Source organism: Streptomyces amritsarensis (genome assembly GCF_001953875.1).
Taxonomy (GTDB): Bacteria; Actinomycetota; Actinomycetes; order Streptomycetales; family Streptomycetaceae; genus Streptomyces; species Streptomyces amritsarensis.
Genome location: NZ_MQUR01000166.1, coordinates 1 through 8,617, shown reverse-complemented (window position 1 = coordinate 8,617; position 8,617 = coordinate 1). Strand labels below are relative to the sequence as shown.

6 protein-coding genes are annotated in these 8,617 nt (G+C 72.3%); 1 reads left to right on the top strand and 5 read right to left on the bottom strand.

The genetic code is table 11. The annotated features are described in order from the left end of the window. Positions 1 to 57: 57 nt before the first annotated feature. The 5 genes from AVW11_RS34780 to AVW11_RS34760 all read right to left on the bottom strand — a co-directional run bounded on the left by AVW11_RS34780 (position 58) and on the right by AVW11_RS34760 (position 4,839). Positions 58 to 1,650 carry a Na+/H+ antiporter gene (locus AVW11_RS34780; RefSeq protein ID WP_060178919.1) on the bottom strand — a complete coding sequence of 531 codons (1,593 nt, stop codon included), beginning with the start codon at positions 1,648 to 1,650 and terminating at the stop codon, positions 58 to 60. A gap of 135 nt (positions 1,651 to 1,785) precedes the next feature. Next, on the bottom strand, positions 1,786 to 2,253 hold the full coding sequence (locus tag AVW11_RS34775) for a GNAT family N-acetyltransferase (RefSeq protein ID WP_030855531.1): 468 nt from the start codon (positions 2,251 to 2,253) through the stop codon (positions 1,786 to 1,788). Beyond that, positions 2,250 to 3,191, bottom strand: coding sequence for an RluA family pseudouridine synthase (locus AVW11_RS34770; protein ID WP_030855532.1), 942 nt, complete (start codon positions 3,189 to 3,191; stop codon positions 2,250 to 2,252). The genes AVW11_RS34775 and AVW11_RS34770 overlap by 4 nt, the downstream gene beginning before the upstream one ends. A 53-nt stretch (positions 3,192 to 3,244) precedes the next feature. Then, positions 3,245 to 3,805 (bottom strand): signal peptidase II, encoded by a 561-nt coding sequence (gene lspA / locus AVW11_RS34765; protein WP_030855533.1) that lies wholly within the window; start codon positions 3,803 to 3,805, stop codon positions 3,245 to 3,247. A gap of 173 nt (positions 3,806 to 3,978) precedes the next feature. After that, positions 3,979 to 4,839, bottom strand: coding sequence for a TraR/DksA family transcriptional regulator (locus tag AVW11_RS34760; RefSeq protein ID WP_076047016.1), 861 nt, complete (start codon positions 4,837 to 4,839; stop codon positions 3,979 to 3,981). A 589-nt stretch (positions 4,840 to 5,428) separates the two neighbouring features. On the opposite strand from AVW11_RS34760, the gene ileS reads away from it, so the two are divergent. After that, entirely contained in the window at positions 5,429 to 8,575 is a 3,147-nt protein-coding gene (gene ileS / locus AVW11_RS34755; RefSeq protein WP_060178999.1) for an isoleucine--tRNA ligase, read from the top strand. Positions 8,576 to 8,617: the final 42 nt, after the last annotated feature.

The following is an 8,617-nucleotide window of genomic DNA, read 5'->3' as shown; positions in this document are numbered from 1 at the left end:
ACGCAGCGAGGTGCCGTGGCTGTCGTCGTGCGCCCGCCGGGGATCACGGGACAGCCCTTAGGGGGCGCGCAGGCTGCGTACGTCGAGGTGGCGCAGCACCCGGTCGACGACCTCCGGGTCGGAGCCGGGTTCGCTGCGGGCGGCCAGCACCTCGTGGCGGGCGGCCGACATCATCTCGCGCTGGATCCGCTGGATGTCGTGGAGCCGCTGCACCCGGCGCGCGTACGCCTCGCGGCGTTCCTCGTCCACCATGTCCGGGCTGATCCTGGCCCCCACGTCGTACGCGCGCCGGGTCAGCTGCTCGATCAGGTCCTCCGGCAGCTCCTCGACCTCCTCGATCTCCTTCAGCCGCCGCTTCGCGGCCTTGGCGGCGCGGATCGCCAGCTGCCGCTCGGCGTCGCGCCGCGCGTCGGTGTCCTCCTCCACGCCGAGGCGCCGTACCAGCCACGGCAGGGTCAGCCCCTGGCACACCAGGGTCACCATGATCACCGCGAAGGCGATGAAGATGATCTCGTCGCGCCCCGGGAAGGGCTCGCCGGAGTCCGTCTTCAGGGGAATGGCCAGCGCCAGGGCCACCGAGGCCACCCCGCGCATGCCCGCCCACCACATCACCACGCTCTCCCGCCAGCTCAGCGGGATCTCCTCGTCGTAGTCGCGCCGCTGGTGCAGCCGCTTCGCGAGCCAGCCGGCCGGCAGCAGCCAGAGCAGCCGTACGCCGACGACCACCGCGACGACGACCGCCGCCCACCCGGCCATCTGCCACGCACGGTCCTCGGCCGTCCCGAAGACGTTGTGCAGCTCCAGCCCGATCAGCCCGAAGGCCACCCCGGTGACCAGCGTGTCCACGACCTCCCAGAAGGTGTGCCCGGCCAGCCGCCCCAGTACGTCGTCGGCGTCGGAGGCGTACTCGGCGAGGAACAGGGCCGTCGTCAGCACGGCCAGCACCCCGGACCCGTGGAGCTCCTCGGCGACCGTGTACGAGACGAAGGGCACCAGCAGCGTCAGCCCGATCTGGAGGGTGGCATCCCCGAGCCGGCCCATCAGCCGGTGGGTGGTCCAGCCGAGGGCCAGGCCGACGACCACGGCCACGACGGCGGACAGCACGAACTCCCCGAGCGCGTCGGGCCAGGAGAAGCTGCCGCTGACGGCCGCGGCGATCGCCACGTGGTAGAGGACGATCGCGGTCACGTCGTTGAAGAGGCCCTCGCCCTCCAGGATCGAGACCATGCGGCGGGGCAGCCCGAGCGATCCGGCGACGGCCGTGGCGGCGACCGGGTCGGGCGGCGCCACGAGCGCGCCGAGCGCGACGGCGGCGGCGATCGGCAGCCCGGGCACCACAGAGTGGGCGACGGCGGCCACGGCGGCGGTCGTGACGAAGACCAGCGCCACGGCCAGCAGCAGGATGGGCCGCACGTTGGCGGCGAACTGCCGCCACGAGGTGCGCTGCACGGAGGCGTACAGCAGCGGGGGCAGCACCAGCGGGAGGATGAACTCGGGCGGTACCTCGACGTCCGGCACGGCCGGCACCAGCGCGAGGACCACCCCGCCGAGGGTCATCAGGACGGGCGCGGGCAGTCCCAGCCGATCCCCGAGCGGCACCATGACGACGGCCCCGAGCAGGAGCACGAACAGCAGAGCAAGCTGATCCACTCCCCCACCCTGCCAGGCCGCCGCGCCCGGCGGCGCGGTGACAAGCCTGGGGTTCCGTGTCGGGGTCCGCCCGCACCCCCTCCGGCGCCACGCGCCGCGCGCCCGCCTGGCGGGCTCCCGGCTCCGGGCTCCCGGCTACGGAAGGGGGCGGCGCATCGCGCGGTGGGGGATGCCCGCGTCCTGGAACTCCGGGCCGTGGGCCGCGTACCCGAGCCGCTCGTAGAAGCCCAGCGCGTGCGTCTGCGCGCCGAGGTCTACCGCGCTCAGCCCCAGCCGGGCGGCCTCCGCCTCGATCGCGCGGACCAGCAGCCTGCCCACGCCCAGCCCGCGCGCGGACCGGGCGACGGCCAGCCGGCCCAGCGAGCCGACCTCCGGGGCGCCCGTCTTGCCGAGCGCCGCCGGCCCGTGCAGGAGGCGGCCCGTGCCCAGCGGGGTCCCGTCCGCGGCCACGGCCAGGACGTGCACCGCGTCGGCGTCGTACGTGTCGTACTCGATGGACTCCGGCACCGACTGCTCGACCACGAAGACCTCGCGCCGCACCGCGAAGCAGGCCTTCAGGTCCTCCTCCGAGGCGGCGACCCGGACCTCGATCGGCGAGGTCACTCGCTCTCGGCCCGGATCACGTCCAGCGCGTGCTGGAGGTCCGCCGGGTAGTTGCTCTCGAACTCCACCCACTGCCCGTCCGCCGGGTGCTCGAAGCCCAGGCGCACCGCGTGCAGCCACTGGCGGGTGAGCCCGAGCCGCTTCGCGACGGTCGGGTCGGCGCCGTAGGTGAGGTCGCCGACGCACGGGTGGCGGTGCGCCGACATGTGCACGCGGATCTGGTGCGTACGCCCCGTCTCCAGCTTGATGTCCAGCAGCGAGGCGGCGCGGAAGGCCTCGATCAGGTCGTAGTGGGTGACGGAGGCCTTGCCGTCCTGGGTCACCGCCCACTTGTAGTCGGCGCTCGGGTGGCGGCCGATCGGCGCGTCGATCGTGCCGCTCATCGGGTCCGGGTGGCCCTGCACCAGCGCGTGGTAGCGCTTGTCCACGACCCGCTCGCGGAACTGGTTCTTCAGCGAGGTGTAGGCGCGCTCCGACTTGGCGACGGCCATCAGCCCGGACGTGCCGACGTCGAGGCGGTGCACGATGCCCTGGCGCTCGGACGCGCCGGAGGTGGAGATGCGGTAGCCGGCGGCGGCGAGGCCGCCGATGACGGTGGTGCCGGTCCAGCCGGGGCTCGGGTGGGCGGCGACGCCCACCGGCTTCATGATGACGACGATGTCGTCGTCGTCATGGACGATCTCCATGCCCGGGACCGGCTCGGCCACGACCTCGACCGGCCGCGGTGGCGCGGGCATCTCGACTTCGAGCCAGGCGCCGCCGTGCACGCGCTCGGACTTCCCGACGACGCTGCCGTCGACCGACACCTTCCCCTCGGCCGCGAGCTCGGCCGCCTTGGTCCGGGAAAAACCGAACATACGGGCGATGGCGGCGTCGACCCGCTCGCCTTCGAGGCCATCGGGAACGGGCAGGGTGCGGATCTCGGGAATCGTACTCACCCGTCGAGTATGCAGGACCCGGCGGACGGGCCGTCCCGCGATCAGCGCTTCGATCAGTCCTTGTGGACGGTGCCGTCCGGGTCCAGGCCCTTGAACGACAGCAGCACGATGAGGATGCCGCCGCACACGATCGCCGAGTCGGCGATGTTGAACACGGCGAAGTGGGCCGGCGCGATGAAGTCGACGACCGCGCCGCGGAACACGCCCGGCGAGCGGAAGATGCGGTCGGTCAGGTTGCCCAGCGCACCGCCCAGCAGCAGACCCAGGGCGATCGCCCACGGCAGGCTGTAGAGCTTGCGGGCCAGCCGCACGATCACCACGATCACGGCCGCGGCGATGCCGGTGAAGATGATGGTGAAGGCCTCGCCGAAGCCGAACGCGGCGCCCGGGTTGCGGACCGCCTCGAACTTCAGCAGGTCTCCGATGATCTCGATCGGCGGCTGGTGCTCCAGCTTCGCCACGACCAGCATCTTGGTGCCGAGGTCCAACAGGTAGGCGAGCACCGCCACGACGAGCAAGGCCGCGATCCGGCGATGCCCCTTGGGCGCGGCCGACTCCGGCTGGGCGTCGTCCCCGACCTCCGGCGTACCGATGATGCGCTCCGCCTCTGCCACGTGAGTCCCTCGAACTAGCCGACCCAGGCTTCTCCTGGACCCTGACCCCACGAGGGTACGTCAGGGCCCCCGCGGACCGCCCGCCCCGCTCCCGCCTTTCCCGTCACCCGCGGGTGCGACCGCCCACCGGGCCGCCCGCCGCGCCCCACGCCGGGCGCACCCGGGCCACAGCACTAGTGCCGGCGCTCCTGCTTCTGCTTGCAGTCCACGCACAGCGTGGCCCGGGGGAAGGCCTGCATCCTGGCCTTCCCGATGGGCCGGCCGCAGTTCTCGCAGAGCCCGTACGTGCCCGCCTCCAGCCGTTCCAGGGCCCGCTCGGTCTGCTCCAGCATCGAGCTGGCGTTGGCCGCGAGCGCGAGCTCCGACTCCCGCGTGATGTTCTTGGTGCCCGTGTCGGCCTGGTCGTCGCCGGCTCCGTCGCCCGAGTCCCGCATCAGGCCGGAGATGGCCACCTCGGAGGCGTCGAGCTCGGCGCGCAGCCGCAGCACCTCCGACACCAGCTCCGCGCGGGCCTCCTCGACCTCCTTGGGCGTCCAGGGGTCCTCCCCGGGCCGTACCGCGAGCTCACCGGGGGCGGCGGCCGCCGCCGTGACCGGGGTCTTGGGGAGCCCGCTGGTGGCGGCCGCAGCCGTCTTCCGCGCCGCGCCGGTGCTCTTCTTGGCAACCACGTTCGGGACTCCAGTCTTCTTCGCGGCGTGCGCCGCCCCCTCGGCCGCGGCCTTCTTGGCCGTGGCCGTCCGCTTCTCGACGGCGGTCGTCTTGTCGACCGCGGCCGTCTTCTTCCCGGTGGCGGCCGCCTTCTGGGCCGGTGCCTTCCCGACCGCGGCCGCCCTGCCCGCCGGCGTCTTCTTCGCCGGCGCCTTCTTGGCGGCTGCCTTCTCGGCCGCCGCCTTCTTGGCCGGCGCCTTCTTGGCCGGCGCCTTCTTGGCGGCTGCCTTCTTCGCCGGAGCCTTCGTGGCGGCCGTCTTGCGGGCCGCCGTCGCCTTCTCGGCGGGAGCCGGGTTCCCGGAGACCGCTGTCTTCTTCGCCACCATGGCCGCGGCCCCTTCACATACTGTGATATTGCTCGCGAATCGTTCCGGAACGATAAATCGGCTCCGTCCCCGCGGCAACGGGGCACGCATCCGTCGAGGTCAACCTGCATCCGTTGTGCCCATCCGGAGGCCCGGTAATCCGCCACTCCCGCCCCACCCGGTGCCGCGGCGGCCCCGATGGCCCGTTCGGGGCACTCCCGCCCCCGCCCCGGTCCCCCGGCCGCGCCCCGCGCCACGCCGTCGCCGCGGGCCCCGCAGGGCCCCCCGTAAACCGGTCTGCCGCGGACCCCCCGCACCCGTACACTGGGCCCAGCGAAAGGCATGGACGGGGACGAGTAGCGTCGGACGCAGCCAGGAGCGACCCGGGGACGGTGAGAGCCCGGGGGCGAGCGCGACGTGAAGGATCACCCCTGAGCCGCCGGAAGAAAGCCTCGGGTCCCCCGCAGGGCGAGTAGAACCGGCTTCGCACCCCAATGAGGGGGCCACCGGATCCGTCCGGCGGCCAAGGAGGGTGGTACCGCGGGAGCAGCAGTCGGCTCTCGTCCCTCCGGACGGAAGTGACACCCCGCCGGAGGAAGAGTTCAGCCTCATGACCACACCGCCGCAGTACCGCCCGGTACCCGCCCAGGTCGACCTGCCTGCCCTCGAGCACGCGGTCCTCGACTTCTGGCGCGAGAGCAAGACCTTCGCCAAGACCCTGGAGCAGTCCGAGGGCCGCCCCGAGTGGGTCTTCTACGAGGGCCCGCCCACCGCGAACGGCATGCCCGGCGCGCACCACATCGAGGCCCGCGTCTTCAAGGACGTCTTCCCCCGCTTCCGCACGATGCGCGGCTACCACGTGGCCCGCAAGGCCGGCTGGGACTGCCACGGCCTGCCCGTCGAGCTCGCCGTCGAGAAGGAGCTGGGCTTCAACGGCAAGCAGGACATCGAGGCGTACGGCATCGCCGAGTTCAACGCCAGGTGCCGCGAGTCCGTGACCCGCCACACCGACGCGTTCACCGAGCTCACGACCCGCATGGGCTACTGGGTCGACCTGGACGACGCCTACCGGACCATGGACCCCGAGTACGTCGAGTCCGTGTGGTGGTCGCTGAAGGAGATCTTCAACAAGGGCCTGCTCACCCAGGACCACCGCGTCGCCCCCTGGTGCCCGCGCTGCGGCACCGGCCTGTCCGACCACGAGCTGGCCCAGGGCTACGAGACCGTCGTCGACCCCTCCGTCTACGTGCGCTTCCCGCTGACCTCCGGCCCGCTCGCGGGCCAGGCGGCGCTGCTGGTCTGGACGACCACCCCGTGGACCCTGGTGTCGAACACCGCGGTCGCCGCCCACCCGGAGGTCAGCTACGTCGTCGCGACCAACGGTGAGGAGAAGCTGGTCGTCGCCCAGCCGCTGCTGGAGAAGGCCCTCGGCGAGGGCTGGGAGGCCACCGGCGAGTCCTTCACCGGCAAGGAGATGGAGCGCTGGACCTACGAGCGCCCCTTCGAGCTGATCGAGTTCCCCGAGCCCGCCCACTACGTCGTGAACGCCGAGTACGTCACGACCGAGGACGGCACCGGTCTGGTCCACCAGTCCCCCGCCTTCGGCGCCGACGACCTCGCGGTCTGCCGCTCGTACGGCCTGCCCGTCGTCAACCCGGTCCGCCCCGACGGCACCTTCGAGGAGGAGGTCCCCCTGGTGGGCGGCGTCTTCTTCAAGAAGGCCGACGAGAAGCTGACCGCCGACCTCGACGCCCGCGGCCGGCTCTTCAAGCACATCGCCTACGAGCACAGCTACCCGCACTGCTGGCGCTGCCACACGGCCCTGCTCTACTACGCGCAGCCGTCGTGGTACATCCGCACCACCGCCGTCAAGGACGCGATGCTGCGGGAGAACGAGAAGACCAACTGGTTCCCGGACTCCGTCAAGCAGGGCCGCTTCGGCGACTGGCTGAACAACAACATCGACTGGGCGCTCTCCCGCAACCGCTACTGGGGCACCCCGCTGCCGATCTGGCGCTGTGAGGAGAACCACCTCACCTGCGTCGGCTCGCGCGCCGAGCTCTCCGAGCTGTCCGGCCGGGACCACTCCGACCTGGACCCGCACCGCCCGTACATCGACGACGTCACCTTCACCTGCACCGCCGAGGGCTGCTCCCTCGAAGCGGTCCGCGTGCCGGAGGTCATCGACGCCTGGTACGACTCGGGCTCGATGCCGTTCGCGCAGTGGGGCTACCCGTACAAGAACAAGGAGATCTTCGAGAAGCGCTACCCGGCGCAGTTCATCTCGGAGGCCATCGACCAGACGCGCGGCTGGTTCTACACGCTGATGGCGGTCGGCACCCTCGTCTTCGACAAGTCGTCCTACGAGAACGTGGTCTGCCTCGGCCACATCCTCGCCGAGGACGGCCGCAAGATGTCCAAGCACCTGGGCAACATCCTCCAGCCGATCCCGCTCATGGACCAGCACGGCGCGGACGCGGTCCGCTGGTTCATGGCGGCCGGCGGCTCCCCGTGGGCGGCCCGCCGCGTGGGCCACGGCACGATCCAGGAGGTCGTCCGCAAGACGCTCCTGACGTACTGGAACACGGTCGCCTTCCAGGCCCTGTACGCCCGCACGTCGAACTGGGCGCCCTCTGCGGCCGACCCGGCCCCGGCGGACCGCACCGTCCTGGACCGCTGGCTGCTCTCGGAGCTCCACGCCCTGGTGTCCGAGGTCACGGAGGCGATGGAGTCCTACGACACCCAGCGCGCCGGCAAGCTGCTGTCCGCCTTCGTCGACGACCTCTCCAACTGGTACGTCCGCCGCTCGCGCCGCCGCTTCTGGCAGGGCGACGCGGCCGCGCTGCGCACCCTGCACGACGTGGTCGAGACGGTCACCCGGCTGATGGCCCCGCTGACCCCGTTCATCACGGAGCGGGTCTGGCAGGACATGGTGGTCCCGGTCACACCGGAGGCCCCCGAGTCGGTCCACCTCTCGACGTGGCCGGTCGCGGACACCACGGCGATCGACCCCGCCCTGTCGCAGCAGATGCAGCTCGTCCGCCGCCTCGTGGAGCTCGGCCGCGCGACCCGCGCCGAGTCGGGCGTGAAGACCCGCCAGCCGCTCTCCCGGGCGCTGGTCGGCGCGACGGGCTTCGACGCCCTGTCGGCGGAGCTGCAGGCCCAGATCACGGAGGAGCTGAACGTCTCCTCCCTGGCCTCCCTCTCGGAGGTCGGCGGATCCCTGGTGGACACCACCGCGAAGGCGAACTTCCGCGCGCTGGGCAAGCGCTTCGGCAAGGGCGTCCAGGACGTGGCGAAGGCGGTGGCCGCGGCGGACGCGGCGGCCCTGTCGCTGGCGCTGCGCTCCGGCACCGCCGAGGTCGAGGTGAACGGGGAGACGGTCGCCCTCACCCCGGAGGAGGTCATCATCACGGAGACCCCGCGCGAGGGCTGGTCGGTGGCGTCCGACTCGGGTGCGACGGTCGCCCTGGACCTGGAGATCACTCCGGAGCTGAAGCTGGCGGGCCTGGCCCGTGACGCGATCCGGCTGATCCAGGAGGCCCGGAAGAATTCCGGCCTCGACGTCGCGGACCGGATCGCCCTGCGGTGGTCCTCCTCGGACCCGGAGGTCGTGACGGCCCTGACGGACCACGCCGGGCTCATCGCGGACGAGGTGCTCGCCACGGACTTCGCGTCCGGTGACGCCGACTCCGCCTACGGCGAGCCCTTCACGGACGAGCCCCTGTCCCTGACGTTCCGCCTCCGCAAGGCCTGACCCACCCCCCGGCGGCCCGTCCCCTCCCGGGGGCGGGCCGCT